Annotated in this window: 8 protein-coding genes; 3 read left to right on the plus strand and 5 right to left on the minus strand. The window is 71.2% G+C overall.

The window, feature by feature from the left end; all coding sequences use genetic code 11:
• Positions 1-13,441 (minus strand): non-ribosomal peptide synthetase (locus A5714_RS24840; protein ID WP_156747494.1); only part of this gene is annotated, 13,441 nt, incomplete at its 3' end.
• 44 nt (positions 13,442-13,485) lie between these two features.
• Positions 13,486-13,692: an MbtH family NRPS accessory protein gene (locus A5714_RS24845; protein WP_068289923.1), complete on the minus strand. Its 207-nt coding sequence runs from the start codon at positions 13,690-13,692 to the stop codon at positions 13,486-13,488.
• Positions 13,693-14,735: 1,043 nt separating this feature from the next.
• Between A5714_RS24845 and A5714_RS24850 the strand changes: the two genes are divergently transcribed.
• A complete protein-coding gene (locus tag A5714_RS24850; protein ID WP_068289926.1) occupies positions 14,736-15,518 on the plus strand; it encodes a GAP family protein in 783 nt (260 codons plus the stop codon).
• 65 nt (positions 15,519-15,583) lie between these two features.
• On the opposite strand, the gene A5714_RS24855 is transcribed toward A5714_RS24850, so the two are convergent.
• The 3 genes from A5714_RS24855 to A5714_RS24865 all read right to left on the minus strand — a co-directional run bounded on the left by A5714_RS24855 (position 15,584) and on the right by A5714_RS24865 (position 18,881).
• Positions 15,584-15,904: an STAS domain-containing protein gene (locus tag A5714_RS24855; protein ID WP_068074485.1), complete on the minus strand. Its 321-nt coding sequence runs from the start codon at positions 15,902-15,904 to the stop codon at positions 15,584-15,586.
• Complete coding sequence (locus tag A5714_RS24860) at positions 15,904-18,474, minus strand: SpoIIE family protein phosphatase (protein ID WP_068289928.1); 2,571 nt, start codon at positions 18,472-18,474, stop codon at positions 15,904-15,906. The genes A5714_RS24855 and A5714_RS24860 overlap by 1 nt, the downstream gene beginning before the upstream one ends.
• Before the next feature lie 173 nt (positions 18,475-18,647).
• Positions 18,648-18,881 (minus strand): hypothetical protein, encoded by a 234-nt coding sequence (locus A5714_RS24865; RefSeq protein ID WP_068289936.1) that lies wholly within the window; start codon positions 18,879-18,881, stop codon positions 18,648-18,650.
• A 261-nt stretch (positions 18,882-19,142) separates the two neighbouring features.
• Between A5714_RS24865 and A5714_RS24870 the strand changes: the two genes are divergently transcribed.
• Both A5714_RS24870 and A5714_RS24875 read left to right on the plus strand, forming a co-directional pair.
• Positions 19,143-19,604, plus strand: a complete 462-nt coding sequence (locus A5714_RS24870; protein WP_068074491.1) for a DUF5994 family protein — start codon at positions 19,143-19,145, stop codon at positions 19,602-19,604.
• A gap of 371 nt (positions 19,605-19,975) precedes the next feature.
• On the plus strand, positions 19,976-20,659 hold the full coding sequence (locus A5714_RS24875; RefSeq protein WP_068074494.1) for a DUF2510 domain-containing protein: 684 nt from the start codon (positions 19,976-19,978) through the stop codon (positions 20,657-20,659).
• Positions 20,660-20,732 lie beyond the last annotated feature (73 nt).

A 20,732-nucleotide genomic window follows, 5' to 3' on the forward strand; every position in this document is an offset into this window, starting at 1 on the left:
GCGGCGCCGGCGCCGGCGCGGCCAGCACGGCCCGGTTGCCCAGGGCGTCGAGGCGCGCGCGCTCGCCGGCGTCGAGCAGGTCCACCGCGGACACCGGCTGCGCCGGGTCGGCGGTCATGGCCAGCAGCACCCGCTGCAGCCGCCCGATCAGCGCCTCGACACTCGCCGCGTCGAACACGTCGGTGCGGAACTCGACCCGGCCGCCGATCCCGGCGGCCGCACCGGCTGCGGTCCACCGCTCGGCGAGGGAGAACACCAGGTCCATGCGGGCCGACTGGTCGTGCACCGGCACGGAGGTGACCTCCAGGCCCGGCAGCGCCAACGCCGCCGACGGGTCGTCGTGCCCGGTGAAGTTCTGCCAGGCCAGCATCACCTGGACCAGCGGGTGGTGCGTCAGGCTGCGCGTCGGGTTGACCCGCTCGACGAGCACCTCGAACGGCACGTCCTGGTGCTCGAACGCCGCCAGGCTGCGGGCCTGCACCCGCCCGAGCAGTTCGGTGAAGCTGGGGTCACCGGCCAGGTCGACCCGCAGCACGAGGGTGTTGACGAAGAAGCCGACCAGCGCGTCGAGCGCGGGGTCGCGCCGCCCGGCGATCGGGAAGCCCACGGCCACATCGTTGTTCGCGCTCAACTTGGACAGCAGCACCGCCAGCGCGGCCTGCACCACCATGAAGCTGGTCGCGTTGTGCTCGCGCGCCACGCGGCGGACCTGCTGCTGCAGTTCGGCCGGCCAGTCCACGACCACGCTGTCGCCGCGCTGGTCGGCCACCGGCGGGTAGGGCCGATCGGTGGGCAGTTGCAGCCGCTCGGGCATGCCCGCGAGCGCGTCTTCCCAGTAGGCGAGCTGGGCGCCGATGCGGCTGTCCCGGTCCTCGATGTCGCCGAACTGGGCGCGCTGCCACAGGGTGTAGTCGACGTACTGGACGGGCAGGTCGGCCCAGTCGGGCGCCTGGCCGGCGCAGCGGCTGGCGTAGGCCGCGCTCAGGTCGGCGCCCAGCGGCGCCAGCGACAGGCCGTCCGCGGCGATGTGGTGCACCACGATTACCAGGACGTGCTCGTCGGCGGCGACGGCGAAAAGCCGTGCCTGCATGGGGATTTCGGACGCCAGGTGGAAGGTGTGGCGCGTCGCCGCCGTGACGGCCTCGTCGAGTCGGTCGGCCGGCCAGTCGGTCGCGTCGACGACGTCCCAGCCGAATTCGGCGCGCTCGACCGGCGCCACCAGCTGTTGCGGGGTGCCTTCGTGCGACGGGAACAGCGTGCGCAGGCTCTCGTGGCGGGCCACCACGTCGGCCAGGGCCGCGCCCAGGGCGTCGGCGTCGAGCTGGCCGCGCAGCCGCAGCGCGGCCGCCATGTTGTACAGCGGTGAGGGACCCTGGAATTGGTCGATGAACCACAGCCGGTTCTGCGCGAAGGACAGCGGGACCACGTCCGGGCGCTCGCCGGCAACCAGCGGCTCCAGGCGGCCCGCGCTCTCGGTGATCCGCGGCGCCAGCTGGGCGATGGTGGGCGCCTCGAACACGATGCGCACCGGCAGGTCGGATCCCAGCGCGGCGTTGATCGCGGTGATCAGGCGCATCGTGGACAGCGAGTCGCCGCCGAGGTCGAAGAACGAGTCGTCGACGCCCACCCGGTCCACGCCCAGGATCTGGGCGTAGATGCCGGTCAGGATCTCCTCGATCGCGGTGCTCGGGGCGCGGTAGGTGTCGGCGTCGCGGTAGTCGGGCGCCGGCAGCGCGCGGGTGTCGAGCTTGCCGTTGACGGTCACCGGCAGCGCGTCCAGCGCGACCACCGCGGTGGGGACCATGTAGGCGGGCAGCCGCTCGGCCAGCGCGGCGCGGGCCTTGGCGACGTCGGCCGAGCCGGTGACATAGCCGACCAGCCGCTTGTCGCCGTGGCGGTCCTCGCGGGCGACGACGACGGCCTGCTCGACGCCGTCGATGGCGGCCAGGGCGGCCTGGATCTCGCCGAGTTCGATGCGGTAGCCGCGGACCTTGACCTGCTCGTCGGCGCGGCCCAGGTAGCGCAGCTGACCGTCGGGGCCCCAGCAGACCAGGTCGCCGGTGCGGTACATCCGCGCTCCCCGTTCGCCGAAGGGGCACGCCAGGAATCGCGACGCCGTCAGCGCGGAGCGGCGCCAGTACCCGACGCCGACCCCGGCGCCGGCGAGGTACAGCTCGCCGACCACGCCGGCGGGCACCGGCCGCAGCCACTCGTCGAGGACGAAGAACGCCGCGCGGGTCACCGGAGCACCGATCGGCGGGAAACCCGAACCGGCCTGCAGCGGCGCGCTCTTGCACGCCCACATGGTGGTCTCGGTGGGGCCGTAGACGTTGACCATCACCCGGTTCGGCGCCCAGCGGTCGACGAGTTCGGGCGGGCAGGGCTCGGCGCCGATCACCAGCGCCGCCCCGTCCAGGCCGTCGGTGGGCAGCACGCCCACCGCCGACGGGGTCTGGGTCAAGACGGTGACGCCTTCGCGAATCAGCAGCGCGTGGAACTCTTCCGGCGATCGGGCCGCCGCGTCGGGCACCACCACCAGGCGACCGCCGTGCAGCAGCGCGCCCCAGATCTCCCACACGGAGAAGTCGAAGGAATACGAGTGGAACTGCGTCCACACCTGTTGCGGCGACAGCTCGATGCCGATCCGCAGCGCGTCGAACAGCTGGGCCACGTTGTGCTGGGTGACGGCAACGCCTTTGGGCACGCCGGTGGTCCCGGAGGTGTAGATGATGTGGGCGAGGTCCGTCGGCGCCGGCGCGGGCGGCGCCGCGGCGGGCTGGGCCGCCACCACGGGGTCGGCCACGTCGAGGACCGGCAGCTCCAACCCGTCGAACCGGTCGGCCAGCGCGGCCGAGGTGACGACCGCCACCGGCGCGGCGTCGCCGAGCATGAACTCGACGCGGGCGGCCGGGAGCGCGGGATCGATCGGCAGGTAGGCCGCCCCGGACTTGAGCGCCGCCACGATGGCCACGATCGCCTCGTCCGAGCGGGGGAACATCAGCGCCACCGACGCGCCGGGGCCCGCCCCGCGGTCGATCAGCAGGTGCGCCAACCGGTTGGCCGCCTCGTCGAGCTCCCGGTAGGTCATCGACCGGTCCGTGAACGTCAGCGCGACCGCGTCAGGCGTGCGGGCCGCCTGCGCGGCGAACAGTTCCGCCACCGACACCGGCGTGACCGGCTCGGCGAGGACGCCCTGGTTGCCCCAGGCGGCCAACCGGGCGTGCTCGGCCGGGTCCAGCAGGTCCACCGAGGACAGCCGGCGCTCCGGCTCCGCCGTGACGGCCGTCAGCAGCCGCTGCAGCCGTTCGATCAACGCCTCGACGGTCTCGGCGTCGTACACGTCGGTGCGGTACTCCGCCGTCACCGCGATGCCGGCCCGCTGGCCGGACTCGGTGAAGCGCTCGGCCAGCGAGAACGTCAGATCCATGCGGGCGGTGTCGGTGTGCACCGGCAGCGGCGTGACCTGCAGGTCGCCCAGGGCCAGGCCGCCAGCGGGCGCGGTGACCTCGCCGGGGAAGTTCTCCCAGCCCAACAGCACCTGGATCAGCGGGTGATGGGTCAGGCTGCGGGCCGGGTTGAGCCGCTCCACCAGCAGCTCGAACGGCACGTCCTGGTGCTCGAACGCGGCGAGGCTGCGCCGGCGCACCTGGGCCAGCAGTTCGGCGAAGGTGGGGTCCCCGCCCAGCTCCGTCAGGTCGACCCGCAGCACCAGGGTGTTGACGAAGAACCCGATCAGGTCGTCGAGCGCCGCCTCCGAGCGCCCGGCGATCGGGAAGCCGATCGCCACGTCGGGACTCGCGCTGATCTTGGCGAGCAGCGCGGCGAACGCCGCCTGGATCACCATGAAGCTGGTCGCGTTGTGCTCGCGCGCCACCCGGTGCAATTGCTGTTGCAGCTCGGCGGGCCAGTCGGCGGCCAGTCGCGCGCCGCGATGGTCGGCGACCGGCGGGTAGGGCCGGTCGGTGGGCAGTTGCAGGCGCTCCGGCAGCCCGGCGAGGGCGTCGGCCCAGAAGTCGAGTTGCGCGGCGATGCGGCTGCCGCTGTCGTCGACGTCGCCGAGGTAGGCGCGCTGCCACAGCGTGTAGTCGACGTACTGCACCGCCAGCGGCGCCCAGTCGGGGGCCTGCCCCGCGCACCGGCTGGCGTAGGCCACGCCGAGGTCGCGCGCGAACGGCGTGATCGACCAGCCGTCGGCCGCGATGTGGTGCACCGCCACCACCAGCATGTGTTCGTCGTCGCTGAGCGCGAAAAGCTCGGTGTGCAGCGGGCTTTCGCTGGACAGGTCGAACGCGTACTGGGCCGCCGCTGACATTCGCTCGCGCAGCCGCTCCTCGGGCCAGCCGCGGGCGTCGACGACCTCGCACGCGAAGCCGATCCGCTCTGCGGGAATCACCACCTGCTGCGGGACGCCGTCGGAGGCGGCGAACACGGTGCGCAGGCTCTCGTGGCGGCCCACGACGTCGGCCAGCGCCGCGGCCAGCGCGGCGGCGTCGAGGTGCCCGCGCAGCCGCAACGCGACGGTGACGTTGTAAATCGGTGAGGGGCCTTGGAATTGGTCGATGAACCACAGCCGGGTCTGGGCGAACGACAGCGGGATCACCGCGGGCCGCTCCCCCACCACCAACGGCTCGGGCCGGTCGGCGTCCCCGCCGGCCAGCAGCGCCAGCTGGGCGGGGGTCGGCGCCTCGAACACGGCCCGCACCCCCAGGTCGGAGCTCAGGCTGGTGTTGACGGCGGCGATTAGGCGCATCGCCGACAGCGAGTCACCGCCGAGATCGAAGAACGAGTCGTCGACGCCGACGCGCTCCAGCCCGAGCACCTGGGCGTAGATGCCGACCAGAATTTCCTCGGCCGCCGTGGACGGGGCGCGGTACCGGTCCACGTCTTGATATTCCGGCTCCGGCAACGCTTTTCGGTCGAGCTTGCCCGACGTGGTCATCGGGAATTCCTCGAGCGCCACGATGTGCGTCGGCACCATGTACTCCGGCAGCCACGCGCTCAGGCGCTCGCGGATCTCACCGATCTTGGTGTTGGTGCGCGGGTCGTTGGCGTGGCTGGTGCGCCGCCGGTGACCGGTGGGCGGCAGGTACAGGTCGGTCAGCGCGGCGGTGTCGTCGGCGCCGACGAAGACCGCGCTCAGCGTGCCCGGATCGGCGCCCCACGTCACCGCGACGCGGTATCCGACGGATTCGCCGATGCGGTGCAGTTCCTCGGCCACGGCGGCGTCGGTGACGGCGTCCGCCTCGGCGAGCGCTTCGGCCACGGGTTGGCCTGCGGCGAGCGCCTTTTCGATGCGCACGTCCGCGGCGACCCCGGCCTGCGGGACGTCGGTAACGCGGACGACGGCGGGACGCTGGGACGCCAGCACGTCGCGCAGGCCGTCGCGGCCCCCGCATTCGGTCCACGACCAGGTGGGCGCGTCCGCCACGGACCGCACGGCCGCGGGCGCTTTGCGGATGACGACGTCGTAGCGATACCGGTTCAGCTCGTTGTCGGAGAACCCGCGCTTGACCTGAATGTCGACGCCGCCGGCCACCGGGCAGCTGACCGCCCAGGTGGTGAAAAACTCTGGCGCCAAGAGCAATTCCGTCTCACCGAGCATCGCGTGGCGGACCCGTTGGCGCAGGTCGGCCGCCTCGGTGGCGGCGCTGCCGCCCCGGGCCAGCGCGATGGCCGTCTGGAACGCACCCTGCAGGGCGTGGTTGCGAACGTCACCGATGAACAGCGCTCCGCCCGGCGCGAGCAACTCCATGGCGTTGTCGATGACCTCGGCCAGGTAACCGGCGTTCGGGAAGTACTGGACGACCGAGTTGACGATGATGGTGTCGAAGTGGCCGCGCGGCAGCCCGTCGATGACGTGCGCGGGTTGCGTGTGCAACTGGACCCGGTCACGCCAGGGCAGCTGCAGCCGCTCCATCGAGCGGGCCAGGTTGTCGATCGCCACCGGCGAAAAGTCCGTCGCCACATATTCTTCCGCGAGCGGCGCGACCTGTGACAGCAACAGGCCCGAGCCGGCGCCGATCTCGAGGACGCGCCGCGGCCGCAGGGCGCTGATCCGCTGCACGGTGGCGGCACGCCACTCGACCATCTCCTCGAGCGGGATCGGGTCACCGCTGTAGCTGCTGTTCCAGCCGCGGAAGTCCATCCCGAAACCGGACTCGAGGTCCGCGCCGTAGAGGTCGTCGTAAAGGTGTTGCCACTCCTCGACGTTGCCCTCGTCGTGGTCGGCACCGAGGGTGTGGTCGAGCGTCACGTAAGCGACCAAGTGGGAGCCGGTGGCGCCGTCGAGCACGGTGACGGCGGCCTGGGTGACCTGCGGGCAGGCCAGCAACGTGTTCTCGATCTCGCCCAACTCGATGCGCTGACCGCGCAGCTTGATCTGGCTGTCGGCGCGGCCAACGAAGTCCAGGTCGCCGTCGCGGGTCCAGCGCACCAAGTCTCCGGTGCGGTACATGCGGGTCCCGGCACCGCTGGAGGGATCGGCGAAGGGGTTGGCCACGAAGCGTTCCGCGGTCAGGTCCACCCGGCCCATGTAGCCGTGCGCGAGCGCCGGGCCGCTCAGGTACAGCTCGCCCACCACGCACACCGGGACCGGCTTCAACCAGGCGTCCAGCACGACCGCGCACACCCCGGGCAGCGGGGTGCCGATGCGGACCGGGCTGTCGGCCGACAGCGGCGCGCTGGAGGTGACCCATACCGTCGCCTCGCTGGGGCCGTAGACGTTGAACAGCCGCCGACCGGGCGCCCACGCGGCCACCAGCTCCTTGGGGCACGCCTCGCCGCCGACCATCAGCTTGTCGAAGTCGGCGAGCCGGGCGCGGTCCAGCGACGACAGCACCGTGGGAGTCATGAAGGCCGCGTTGACCCGCTGGCTTTGCAGCAGGGCGGTCAGCGGCTCACCGGCGTACACCTGCGGCGGGGCCACGACCAGCGCGGCGCCGGACGCGGCGGCGAGCAGCATCTCGCCGACCGAGGCGTCGAAGGTCGGCGACGCCACCATCAGCACCCGCGTGTCGGAGGTCAAGTCGCATGACTTGCATTGCGCCGCAGCCCATCCCCGCAGACCCAGGTGGCTGACCATGACGCCCTTCGGGGTGCCGGTCGAACCCGACGTGAAGATCACATAGGCGGTGTTGCGCGGGGTCAGCGGCGCCAGGCGGTCGGCGTCGGTGAGCTCCCCCGCGGCCCGCGCGGACAGGTCCAGCCCGTCGATCCGCACGACCGGGCGGGTCCCGGCGCCGGCGACCTCGTCGGTGCCGCGCGCCAGCACGCACACCGCGTCGACGGCGTTGAGCACCGCGGCGACCCGCTCCACCGGGTGGTCGAGGTCCACCGGCGCGTGGATGCCGCCGGCCTTGACCACGGCCCACCAGGCGACCACCAGCTCGGCGCTGCGACCCACCGCCACGCCCACGGCGCGCTCGGGGCCCACGCCCGCGTCGATCAGCACCCGCGCCAACCGCGTCGACCACTCGTCGAGGTCGCGGTAGGACAGCTCGCGCCCACCGTCGATGACCGCCGGCGCATCCGGGGCGATCGTCAGCGCCTCCGCGAGCAGCTCCGGCGCCACCCCGACCGGCCCGGTGGTGCCGGCGCCGGACAGCCGCGAGAGCACCAGCTCCCGCTCGTCGCGGTCGAGCAGCTCGACCGTGGAGAGCCGGCGGCCCGGATCGCTCGTCATCGCCTCCAGGACGCGCTGGAAGCGCGCGAGCAGCGACGCGATACCGGCGGTGTCGAACACGTCGGCGTCGTATTCCACGTGCAGGCCGAGCTCGGCGCCGGGCAGTGCCTCCACGGTCAGCGGGTAGTGGTTGTACTCGCGGTTGGTGATGTCGGCGATGGCCAGCCCGTCGGCGCCCAGCGTCATGCCGTCCTCGACCGGGTAGTTCTCGTAGACGAACAGCGTGTCGAAGAGCTGGTCGTGGCCGGTGACCCGGTGGATCTCGCTGAGGGCCAGGTGTTGGTGCTCGAGCGCGTCGTTGTGGTTGGCCTGCATCTGGGCGAGCAGTTCGACCGTGGTGGTGGTCGCGCGGATGTCGGCGCGCACCGGCACCGTGTTGATCAGCAGCCCGACCATCGATTCGGCGTCATCGACCTCCTGGCCGACGCGCGACCGCGGGGTCCCGAAGACGACGTCGTGCTGGCCGGTCAGCGAGGTCAGCACCACGGCCCAGGCCGCCTGCAGGACGGTGCTGACGGTGGTGTGGCACGAGCGGGCCAGCTCGCCGAGGGCCCGCGTGATGTGCTCGGGCACCCGGGACTTCTCGAAGCCCCGCCGCCCCTGGCCCAACCGGTCCTGCGGCCCGACCAGGGTGGGCGTCTCGAACCCGGACAGCACCTGTCCCCAGGCGTCGCGGGCGGCGTCGAGGTCCCGGTCGGCCAGCCACGTCAAGAACGTCCGGTAGGAACCGGCGGCCGGCAGCCGCTCCCCGTAGTAGCTGGTGAAGATCTCGCGCAGCAGGATCGGCAGCGACCAGCCGTCGAGCAGGATGTGGTGGTTGGTCAGCAGGAACCGGTGCGCACGGTCGGCGGTGCGGATCAGGGCGACACGAAACGCCGCCTGGCCCGTCAGGTCGCGCACGGCGGCCCGCTCGGACGCCGAGAGCTCGTCGATCAGCTGGTCGGCCTCGGCCGGCGCGGTGCCGTCGAGGTCTAGGTAGCGCCACCCGACCGCCGGGTCCGCGGGGATGATCTGCACCGGCTCGTCGTAACGCTCGCAGAACAGCGCGGCCAGGTGCGGGTGGCGGTTGACGACCGTGCGGACGGCGTCGTGCAGCCGGTCGGGGTCCAGCGGTCCGGTGAGCGTGAAGTCCAGCTGCACCGCGTACATGTCGTCGCTGTCCTGGGCGGTGCTGGAGTGGAACAGCAGCCCCTGCTGCAGCGGGGTCAGCGGCAGGATGTCGGCGATGTGGTGCTGGCGTTGCAGCTCGTCGATCTCCTGCTGGCTCAACCGGGCCGGCGCGATGTCCGACGGGGTCAACCCGCCGCCGCCGGCGCGCACGTGAGCGCACACGCCGGTCAGCGCCTCGAACCACAGCCGGCTCAACACGGTGACCTGCGCGGCATCGAGAACCGAAGGCGCCCACGTCCATTCGGCGTGCAGGTGTGGTCCGGCGCCGGTGTCGATGGTGCCGGCGTTGAGTTCGACGGTGTGCATCAGCGGCATCGGCACCGCGGCGGCGACGCCGATGTGCGAAAGGCCGTCCTGGCTGATCGTCCAGCCGGCGGCCGGCGCCTCGCCGGCCGCGCCCTGGCGCCCGAGGTAGTTGAAGGCGATGGTCGGGTCCGGCCCGGCGAGGTCGACCTCGCCGTTGAGGTAACGCAGCAGCCCGTAGGTCACCGGGTCCGGCAGCGCCCGCAGCTGCTCCTTGGCGTATTTGACGACGGCGCCGAGCGCGGGGTCGCCGCCGGCGATCTGCGCCCAGTCCAGCCCCGCCAGGGCGCCCGCGACGTTCAGCGACACCGGGTACTTGGTGGTGAACCACCCGACCGTGCGCGACAGGTCGACGTCGGCGGCGAGTTCCTCGTGGCGGCCGTGGCCCTCGACGTCGATGCCGATCGGCGCGGCGGCGTCACCGAGGAACTCCGCCCACGCCAGCGCGAACGCGATCAACAGGATGTCCTGGATGCCGGCGTGGAACGCCGTCGGCACCTCGCCGAGCAGGATGGCGGTGGTCTCGGCGTCCAGCTCCACCGACAACCGCCCGGCGGTCGCGTAGGTGTCGGCCTCGGGCCGCGCGGCGGGCAGGGCGGCGGGGGTCGCCGCCACCTTCTTCCACGCGCCGAGCTGCCGGACGACCTCGGGCCGGCGCGCGTGCTCGTCGAGCAGCGTGGCCCACCGGGCGAACGACGTGCCCGCCGCGGGCAGCTCGACCGGCTGCCCGGCGCGGTGCAGCGCCCATGCGATGTTCAAGTCTTCCAACAGAATCCACCACGACACCGCGTCGACGGCCAGGTGGTGGATGATGACGGCCAGTTGACCGGTGGACTCGACCCACACCGCGGACAGCATCGCCCCGGCGGCCGGGTTCAGCCGCGACCGCGCCTGCAGCAGCGCCGCGTCGGACAACTCCGCGACCGATCGCAGGCAGTCCTGCGCGTGCACCGCGCCGGCCTCGGGCGCCTGCAGCGACCAGCCGCCGGCGTCGTCGGCGTCGTCGGCGTCGTCGGCGTCGACCCGCAGCCGCAGCATGGGGTGCCGGTCGATCAACGCCTGCAGCAGGACTGCCACCTCGGCCTCGGTCACGCCGGCGGGCGCCTGCACCATCACCGTCTGGTTGAACTCGTCGATGGGGCCGGGCGTGGTTTGCAGCCACCGCATGATCGGGGTGGCGAGCACCGGCCCGACGCCCTCGTCGACGACGCCGTCGGCGCCGCCGGTGACGGCGGCGACCCGGGCCAGCCGGGCGACCGTCTGATCGACGAAGACGTCGCGCGGTCGGCACGTCAGCCCGGCGGCGCGCGCCCGGGCGACCACCTGCAACGACAGGATGCTGTCGCCGCCGAGCTCGAAGAACGATTCGTCGACGCCGACCCGGTCGACGCCGAGCACCTCGGCGTAGATGCCGGCCAGGATCTCCTCGACCGCGTTGCCGGGCGCCCGGTATTCCCGCGCGGTGTACTCGGGGGCGGGCAGGGCGCGGGTGTCGAGCTTGCCGTTGACGGTGAGGGGGAACGCGTCGAGGCCGACCACCGCGGTCGGCACCATGTAGGCCGGGAGGCGCTCGGCGAGCGCCGCGCGCGCCTGCGCCGGGTCGACGGTGCCGGTGACGTAACCGACCAGCCGCTTATCGCCGGGCCGGTCCTCGCGGGCGATGACGACCGCCTGCTCGACGCCCTCGAGCGCGGCCAGCGCGGCCTGGATCTCGCCCAGTTCGATGCGGTAACCGCGGATCTTGACCTGCTCGTCGGCGCGGCCCAGGTAGCGCAGCTGACCGTCGGCGCCCCAGCTCACCAGGTCACCCGTGCGGTACATCCGCGCCCCGGGTTCACCGAACGGGCACGCCACGAAGCGCGAACCGGTCAGTCCGGCCCGTCCCACGTAGCCGGCCGTCACGCCGTCACCGGCGACGTACAGCTCTCCGGCGACGCCCTGCGGCACCGGCCGCAGCCAGGGGTCGAGCGCGAACAGCGCGGCCTGCGGCACCGGCTGACCGATGGGGGGCGTGCCGGATCCCGGTGCCAGCGGGGCGCTGATCGCCACGCACATCGTCGTCTCGGTCGGGCCGTAGGCGTTCACCATCACGCGGCGGGGCGCCCACTGGTCCACGACCTCCGCCGGGCAGGCCTCACCGACCACGGCCAGGGTCACCGCGTCGAGCCCCTCGGGCGCGAGCATCGCGACGGCCGACGGGGTCTGCGTGAGCATGTCGACCTCTTCGGCGACCAGCACCTCGTGCAGGTCCTCGGGCGATCGCGCCACGTCTTCGGAGACCACCACGACGCGGCCGCCGCGCAGCAGCGCGCCGAAGATCTCCCACACCGAAACGTCGAACGCATAGGAGTGGCACTGCGACCAGACGCCCGCGGCGGGCAGGCCGGCGCCCAACGACGTCATCAGCTGGGTGACGTTGTGATTGGTGACGGCCACGCCCTTGGGGGTCCCGGTGGTGCCCGAGGTGTAGATCAGGTAGGCGACGTTCGCCGGGTCGGGCGGGGGCTGCGCCGTGCCGGGCTGGGCGTCGACGCGCGGGTCGGCGACGTCGATGATCGCGATGTCGTGGCCGTCGAGCCGGTCGGCCAGGGCGGCCGTACTGACCGCGGCCACGGGAGCGGCGTCGGCGAGCATGAAGTCGATGCGGGAGTCCGGCGAGGCCGGTTCGATCGGCAGATACGCCGCGCCGGTCTTGAGCACCGCGAGGATCGACACGATCGCCTCGGGCGAGCGCGGCAACAGCAGCGCGACGTAGTCCCCCGCCGCCACGCCGCGTTCGATCAGCGTGCGCGCCAGGCGGTTTGACGCTTCGTCGAGCTCCCGGTAGGTCAGGCGTCGGTCCTCGTGCACCAGCGCGACCGCCTCGGGGGTGCGCGCCGCGTGCATGGCGAACAACTCCGCCACCGACACCGGCGCGCCGGATCCGCCGCCCAGGACCGCGCGGTTGCCGATGCCGTCCAGCCCGGCGCGCTCATCGGCGTCGAGGACGTCCAACGACGACAACCGCCGCTGCGGGTCGGCCACCATGGCCGCCAACACCCGCTGCAGCCGCGACCCGAGATCGGCGGCGTCGAAGTTCGCGAACGGTTGCCCGGTGCCCACCGTGCTCAGGTATTGCTGGTCGCCGAAGCCCAGGAAGAACAGCCCGAAGTGGCCCACCGGGCCGAAGCTGGTGTAGGTCGCGGTCGCCGGCACACCGCCCAGGCTCAGGGTCAGACGGGCGGGCACGAAGTTGACGACGACGCGATTGGGCGCCTGTCGCGGGCCGGCGAATCCACCCTCACCCTCCAGCGTCCGCGTGGGAAAAAGCTGATGCCGCAACGCTTCTCGCGAGCGCTGGTCGACCTGCCGGCAGAAATCGGCAAAGGTAGTCCGCGGCGCCGCGTCGAGCACCAGGGGCACCACCCCGGCGAGCATGCCGGGGTGGGTCTTGGCTTCGGGGTCCGTCCGCCGGCTGACGGGGAAGTCGAGGACGACCTCGTCACCGCCTCCGGCGCTCCACCCCCGCACCAGCAGCGCGCAGGCCGCCGTGAGCACCGACGACCGCCGGATCCGCAGCGATTTCGACAGCTCCTTGACCTTGCCGATGATCGACTCGTCCAATTGCACTGGCGGAGAAGGCATGTACGGGTCGCGCCCGTCGTCGACCGCGGTCACCGGGTAATCGGGCCCGCTTCCCGAAGGCTGGTGTGCAGACCAATACTGTTGGTCGTCAACGAATTTCGGGGATGCCTCGTAGTCCAGCTCGCTGCCGACCAAGTCGCGCAGCGAACCGAAGAAGGCGGGAGAGGCGGGTTCGCCGGCGACGAGGGCGGAGTAGATGGCCGCGATACGCCGGCCGATGAGCGCGATGCCCATGCCGTCCATGGCGATGTGGTGACAGACCGTGAACCAGTAGTACTCGTCGGCGCGCGTCCGGAACAGCGAGAACTTGATCATCGGGCCGGTCAGCGGCATCGGCGTGCGCTGGATCGCGGCTGCGGTTTCGCGGACCTCTCGCTCGGGGTCGGCGGACTCGGTGAGGTCGTAGAAGAGCAGGTCGACGTCGTTGGGCTCCGCGGCCTTCTGGAACACCTGGCCGTCGACTTCGAAGAAGGAGGCCCGAAGCGACTCGGCCTCGGCCACCACCTGGCGCATCGCCTGATGCAGCAGCGTGGGTTCGATCGCGCCCTCGATCCGCACCAGCACGCCCAGCTGCCAAGCCACATCGAACTGGCCGGTTTGCTGCGCCAGCCAGATATCCAGCTGGCCCCGCGTCAGCGGAAGTGCCCGGTCATCAAGCGTCACTGCGTCCCCCCACGTTTCACCGGATCCTTCTTACCGACATCGGTCTACTCAGGCAAAACGGTCAGGACCAGCGTGTCGGTCACACTTTGCGGCCGGACATCGGGCCAAATCCGTTCCAGCGGGCGATGACCGGGAGTCATCGGATGCGCGTCCGCAACCGCGGCAGGGACGTACCAATCACCGTGCTGTACCTCGTTATTGACCAAGACGACAAATTGATCGCTGCCGTCGTCGAACGGATGGACCTGCAACGTACGACCCCTTCATACCGACACAAGATGAGAGTGAGCTGTGCGCGGCACGGGTGGCCTTGCCAGAGCTGTGGATTGAGCCGCTTAGGCTCGGCGCGTATGTCGAGACGGCCGCCGGGCCGGTGACGACGAATGCGAGCGCGGTCGTGGGACTGGACCTCGTGAGGTGATCTGCACCGAAGCCGTCCTTGACCTACCTTGGATCGCACAATTAACTACGACGTCAAAAGCGCTACAGGCGTTCCACTTTCGGCCCGTGTTGCCGTTGGCGGACCAGCGCACCCGATTTGGGCTGGCCATGCGGTTGGCCAAGGCGTGATCCACGGCCGACGGTTACCCGCATCTTTGTCATTGAAACATGCGAAATTCGTTCTGGCAAAACGGATTGCAGAGAGTTAGCTATTGTACGCACGTCCCTACGCTCTTCGTGCCCCCAAGGCGACGAGCCGGTTGGCTAACCGCTGTGCTTAACGGGCGAGAAAGCGACCGCGGCGGGGCTCCGACGAGCGCGGCGGCGCCCAGGGCCCGCTTTGCTAGACACCGCACGAGACCGCCGCGCGATCCCGACGCGCGACGCGTCGGCAGTCCCGCCACCGCACACCGCCACGAATAGCCGAGACACCCAATGAATTCATCTCAGCGCCCCTTCGGGCTCCCCGGAAATGGCTCATCGTCCCGGCCTTGAATTGACGACTACGACAATGCCTACATTGGGCGCATTGGCCGCATCGGCCGCCGCCGGCGTGCCATCCCATGGCCGACTGCGGTCGCAGTCGCGCGTCGCACAGTAGCCGAACATCGCCGAGCTTGCCTCGAGGCTTTCGTCGACGTCTCCGCGCCCGTGCCACACCGATCGCTGACCTCGAACCCCGCGCCGCCGCCGGTGTGAGTCAGGTCACGCAGTGTGTCCGAAACCAATTGCACACGATGCCAATTCGCGCGTCCAGAATCTAGGCGAGCACAACGCGTCCGCCGGCGCGCCGCAGCAGGGGTCGGACTGCCGGCAGCCTTCGCCCGCGCCGGGCGCAGGTAAAGTCGCGGCCATGTGGGGGTCAGTGCTGGGTCTGGGCATCCTGGCGGCGCTCAATCCGATCCGGCTCGGACTCGCCCTCCTGATGATCTCGCGCTCCCGCCCCGGCCCGAGCCTGCTGGCCTACTGGGCCGGCGGTCTCACGGTCTGCGTGCCCGAGCTCTTGCTGCCGCTGGCAGTGCTCAACTTCACATCACTGTTCGGGTCGACCGGGCACCGGTCGGCGTCGCGGGGCAGCGGCTCCACGCTCGGGCATATCCAGATCGGCCTCGGTGTGGTGGGGCTGTTGATCGCCGCCGCGGTGGCGGTGCGCCTGGTGCAGCGTCGACGCGCGCCCGTTGCGGTGACCGGCGGCGCGGACCCGGCGCCCACCGCGATCCCCATCCCCCGACTGCTGACCCGCGCCGCGGACGCCGACGGCGGTGACGGGGCCGGGTCGCCGCTGCGCCGCCTGCTGCGGCGCATCCGCGCCGCGTGGGATGACGGTTCCTCGTGGGTCGCCTGGGTGATCGGGATGATCTCCGTGCCGGTCGACGGCGTGCTGTTCATCGTCGCGATCATCGCGGCCTCGGGCGCGTCCCTGGCGGCGCAGGCCGGGGCCGCGCTCGCGTTCATCGCTCTGATGTATGCGGTCGTCGAGGTCATCCTCGTCGGCTACCTGGCGAGGCCGGCGAAGACACATGCGCTGCTGCAGGTGCTGCACGACTGGGTGCGCGCCCACCACCTACAGATTCTGCTCGTCATGTTCGCGGTGGTCGGCATCTCGCAGCTGGCCGAGGGCCTGGGCGGCCGGTAGGGATGCGGCGCCTGGCCGTGGTGGCCGGGCGGCCCACGCCAACACCGTCAAATTTATTCGGCGGGTTAGCCGTTGGGCTGCGCAGCGCTGATGGACACCAATTCGCTCAGGCCACTGATGGTGAACGTGGACATCAACAGCGGGTGGGCGATGAGCTGGATGTGGTCGGCGCGCAAGAACAACGCGTTGATGGCGGCGCTGTCGAGGTACTCGACCGCACTGAGGTCGACGACCAGCGGTTCGCCGGTGCCGACCGCCGCGGCGCTCGCGGAGGCCAGCGCGTTGTTGAACGCGTCGATGTTGCTCAGGTCGATCTCCCCCGCCGCGACCAGGACGAGTTCCCCGGTGTTGCGGCGCGCGGTGTCCAGGGTGAGCGTCGTGGCCATCAGCTGATCCTCGCGGATAGGTGGACGGTGGTTCCGTCGGTGTCGGGGTCGATGGTGACGTCCTGCATGAGCCCGCGCATCAGCGCGATGCCGCGGCCGCGGTGCTGGCTGGTGGCCGGCTGCGGCGGCTTCCAGGAACCGGTGTCGCTGATGGTCAGCTCGACGTGGTCGACCAGGAGCGTGCCGCGCAGGCAGATCATGCCCTCCGGATGGTTGCGGTGCCCGTGCTCGATCGCGTTGGCGACGGCCTCCCCCGCGGCGACGAGCACGTTCATCGTCTCGTCCGGGCTGATCCGGGCGCGGGTCAGCCAGCTGCGCAGCGCCGAGCGCGCCGGCGCGAGATGGCTGACGTCCGCGGGGAACTCCAGTTCCAGCGGGGCCGGGTGGCGGTAGAGCAAGAGGACGACGTCGTCTTGGTAGCCGCCGTCGGGCGCGAGGCCGGACATGATCTGGTCGGCCAGCTGGTCCAGCCGGGAGGCGCGGCCTTCCTGCACGAACTCGGTGGCCCGCGAGATGCCCTGCTCGAGGGCGCTGCGCCGGCGTTCGACCAGGCCGTCGGTGTAGAACAGCAACGTCGAGCGCGGCGGCATGATGACGTGGGCTTCCGGGCGCGGCCAGTCGGCCCGCACTCCCAGCGCGATGGTGTGGCCCTCGTCGAGCTTGCGGGTCGCGCCGTCGGCGTGCACGAGGATGGGCGGCGGGTGGCCCGCGCTGGAGTACACCAGTTCACCGGTTTCGGGGTTGAGCACCGCACACACCGCGGTGGTGCACTGGGCGCCCGGCAGCCGCGCCGCGAAACGGTCCATGCCCGCCAACGCTGCTCCAGGACTGGGGTTTTCGAACAGCAGCGCGCGACACGCGCTGCGCACCTGGCCCATCACGGTCGCGGCGGCCAGCCCGTGACCCACGCAGTCACCGACCACCATCGCGATGCGCCCGTCCTCGAGGTCGACGACGTCGTACCAATCGCCGCCCACCTGCAGGGGCCGGCTCGCGGCCTGGTAACGCACCGCGAACCCGTTGGGCAGCTCGGCGGGCCCGAGGATGGCGTGCTGCAACGCCAGGGCGGTCTCGCGCTGCTGGTCCACCTGATGGACCCGCTGCAGACCCTGCCCGAGCCGCCCCGCCAGCACCGTCAGCAGGGTCTGGTCCTCGAGGGTGAAGGGGCGCTGCTCGGCGAGGTCGATCAAGACGACCAGCACCCCCTCGGGGTGTTGCAAGGCGATGCCCGCCGTCCCCGGCCGCGTCGCGTTCGGCGTAAGCAGGTCCCCGTCGCGCAGCACGCCCAGCACTCGCTGCGTTTCCGCCGACAGGTCGGCCCATTGGGCGAACTCCCCCACGGATACGACTTGCGGTGCGCCGTAAGAGTTTTCGCTCGACGAGCTGCGGGTCGGGAAGGTCACGGCCAGCACGCGCCGCGCCCGCCACAGGCGGCGTAATTCCTCGGCCGCGGCGCGCAACGCGTCGTCGAGGGTGTCGGCCTGCGCGAGTTGCTGGTTGAGGGCGTGCTCACGGCTGGCCGCCAGCGCGAGGGCGAGCGCGGCGTGCCGGGCGAAGTCGCTGACCAACTCGAGGTAGTCGTCCCCGAATGGCGGTTGGAGCGGGTGGCGCGCGACGGCGATGACGCCGAGCACCCGCTCATCGGCGATCAGCGGCATGACGATCGCCGAGCGCTCGCCGACGTCGGTGAAGCCCTCGATCGGGTACTGGAACGAGTCGGTGATCAACGGCAGGCCGCGGCGCGCGACGCCGCCGGTGGTCGAACCGTCCATGGGCACCTCGCGGCCGATGACCTCGGAGCTGTAACGGCCCGCGGTAGCGGCCACCACCAGGGTGTCGACGTGGTTGGCGGGCAGGTCCGATTCCCGCGGCACCAGCAGGATGGCCTGCTCGGCGTCGGCCAGGTCGAGCGCTCGGTTGACGATCAGTTGCAACGGCCCGGTCTGCGGGGCGCCGGAGAGCAGCGCGGTGGTGATCTCGCGGCTGGCCTTGGTCCACTTGGCCGCTTCGCGTTCCCGCTCGAACAGCCGCGCGTTGTCGATGGCCGCCGCCGCCGCCGTCGCCATCGCCCTGACCGCGGCCTCCTGAATGTCGGAGAAGATTCGGCCGGGCCGGTCGTCGGCGAGATACAGGCTGCCGAAGTTTGCCGCCCGCACGGTGATCGGGATGCCGAGCAGCGCCCGGAAGGGTGCGCCGTGCGACACGAGGTCGGCGGCCTGCGGATGTTCGGTGACGTCGTTGAACCGGACGCCCTCGCCGACGGGCAGCGCACCCAGGCGGCGGGCGGTGTCGTCGTCGATGCCCACGTGCGCGAACGAGACCAGGCTGCCGTCGGCCGCGCGGATGCCCAACGCGCCGTAGCGGGCGCCGGTGAGCTCCAGGGCCGCGTCGACGATGCGGTGCAGCGTCACGTCCAGGTCCAGGTCCGAGCCGATTTGGACGATGACCCGGACCAGCTGCTCCATTTGGTCGCGCGCAGCGACCAGCTCGTCGAGCTGCTCGTGCACCCGGCTCACCTGGTCACGCCGGCCCTGCCAGGTGAAGGCGGAGTCACCCCCGTCGTCGACCATAGATACAAACCTAATCGTTGATACTCGGGCTGAGTGCGTCGGCCGGCATGGCGCCGCTGGCCGCAGGTTGAACCAAACGGTACCGCGATGCAGGTGCGGCGGGGTCCGCACCCCGAGCCGCGGCCGAGCGATCGGCGTGGAATCCAGCGGGAGTCGGCCGCCGAATCACCTCGTCACGACGCTGTGGCGTACCGGCGCACCATGTCGTCCTCGCCGAATGTGCTGGTTCGCTGTTGGCCGTCGGCGTCTTGGCTGAAGAACGTCCACAACCGGGTGCCCGCCTGCGGACTGCTGATCATCTTGACCGTCAGGCGTACCCCGGTGGGGCGCCGCGTCCCGATGACATCGCCGACTCGGATCTTCGACGGATGGATCTCTGACGCGTCGGACCAGCTGTCGATTGCCATGTTGTCCACCCTGTCTGTTGACGCCACCCTACGCTGCGAACCACTTGGCGCATGGACCGATGCTGTTGGCGTAACGTGGTGGGTGAGCCTTTTCGTTGTCGACTTCGTTGTCGACGGTGGGCGCACCGCAGGCGCGCGAACCATGACCACACGGCAACGCGATTCCTCCGCACGCTGCGCGTCCGCGCGGCGAGCGCCTCAACCGAAGGAATCGCCCGTGCAGCTCGCCCGTCTTTCCCGCTCCCGACACGTTTCCGGGCGATGACCATTCCCCTGCGCGGTTGGCATCCGGCCAACCCTGTGCGGTTCTCCCTCGCCCGCGAGTTGGGCGGCGACATCGACGGCGCCTGGTGGCCCCGCGCCGACCGCATCGCCAACGAACTGCCGGGGCTCATCGCCGGTTTGACTCCTCGCCTCGGCGAGATCTCCGCGATCAGCGTCAACTGGTCGCCGCTGCAGCGACCGCCCGACTTCAATTGGCCCGGGTGGGAGCAACGCCCGCAACACGTGATGACCTTCGACGGCTCAGCGGAGCGGGTGAACCTGCTCGTCGTTTCCTACGCGACCCATAGCGGGCTGGCACTGATGGTGCTGCGGTGCGCCGCGGGCCTGCACGTCGAAGCCGCCGACCGAACCAAGGCCGTGTACCTGACCGCCGACTCGATCCTGCACGTCGCACGGCGGCAGCGTTCCCGTGCACGGGAGTCCGGCGCCGCGCAGTAGCGCCGGCGCGCCCTCGCCAAGGTCGAGCCCGCCGCCGTCGCCCGCGTTCGGCGCCTAGGCTGGATGCCGCGGGTGCTCGGGATCCCAGCGTTCTGGCTCGGATCTTCGATGGTGCCGCCGCGGGTACACCTTTCGATCGAGGGGAATGGCGATGGGTAAGCATTCAGAGTCAGACGAGGACGAGCCCAAGGGTGGTCGCCCCGGCCCCGCGGATCACGGCCGCGAAGGTGGAATGGCGACCCGCGAGAACGCGCCGGAACTGACCGAGCCGGATCGCGAGGACTGAAAGGGCACGAGCAATGGCGGCTCACGAGGCGAGCTTCGCCGCTCGCGGGTAGCAACGATGTCTCCGTCACGACGAAAATAGAGAGATGCCATCTGAACAGGCGCCGCCTCCGCCGAAGTCGGCGCCGGGCTGGTACCCCGACCCCGCGGGCGTGGGCCACGGTCTGCAGCGGTATTTCGACGGCACCAGCTGGACCAGCGAGTGGGCCTTTTCCACCGATCCCCCGAAGAAGGGCGTTCCCGGCAAGGCGGCGTTGGCCCTGGCCGTGCTCGGCGTGCTCGTGCTGCTCGTCATCGTCGGTCGAAGCTGGGGCTTCAACGACAAGAAGGACGACCAGATGCCGTCGTCGGTCGGTCCCAGCGCGGCCGCGCCGGCGACGCCCACCGAGGCGGCACCCCCGACGCCGGCCGGCCCCAAGAAGCCGGACGGGGTCACCTTCACGGCCGCGCCCGGCCCGAACGGCGATGTGGTCGACGCCCGGTTCGCCATCCGCGACAACTACACCGAGCAGCTGATCAGGGACGGCGCCCGGACGGACACCATCGACATCCTCAAGTACGCGCGGGCGACCTATCCCGACGCGTCCGCCGTCAACGTGCAGGGCACCTTCCCCATGACCGACCCGTACGGCAACACCTCGACGCAGGTGGCGATCGACCTCACCTATTCGCGGGCGACGCTCGACAAGATCAACTTCGACGGCATCAGCAAGGCCAGCATCTGGGAGATCCGCGATTCCGGCACGGTGTTGCCGGCCTTCCAGCCGTAGGCTTGCGGCCGTGCCGTCCGATCCCCCGCCCGCGGGGTCGGGGTACCAGCCCGGCGCCGACTTCGGCGGAGGC

Source organism: Mycobacterium sp. E2462, from assembly GCF_001672685.1.
GTDB lineage: Bacteria > Actinomycetota > Actinomycetes > Mycobacteriales > Mycobacteriaceae > Mycobacterium.